This window comes from Arthrobacter sp. Soil736 (assembly GCF_001428005.1).
In the GTDB taxonomy this organism is placed as follows: Bacteria; Actinomycetota; Actinomycetes; order Actinomycetales; family Micrococcaceae; genus Arthrobacter.
The window spans coordinates 7,813-8,090 of the sequence record NZ_LMSB01000056.1 but is presented as its reverse complement, the minus strand read 5'-3'; the positions used below and the strand labels follow the sequence as shown (position 1 = coordinate 8,090).

The window sequence follows — 278 nt, the reverse complement described above, 5'->3', positions numbered from 1 at the left end:
CCGACGTCGTGGTCCTGGGCCTTCGGCGACGGCGGCACGTCCACCGAGCAGAACCCGGCCCACACCTACGCCGCCGCCGGAACCTACACCGCGACCCTGACCGCCACCAACGGCACCGGCTCGAGTTCGACCAGCTCGACCATCACGGTCAGCCCGGCAGCGCCCCCGGCGCCCGTTGCCTCSTTCACGGCCACCCTCACTTCCGGGACCGCGCCGCTGGACGTGGCCTTCACCGATACCTCCACCGGCTCGCCGACGTCGTGGTCCTGGGCCTTCGG

The 278-nt window shown here is 72.6% G+C and carries 1 protein-coding gene; it reads left to right on the top strand.

What is annotated here, in order from left to right:
- On the top strand, positions 1-278 hold a 278-nt coding region (locus ASG92_RS30490), incomplete at both ends, for a PKD domain-containing protein (RefSeq protein ID WP_200952069.1).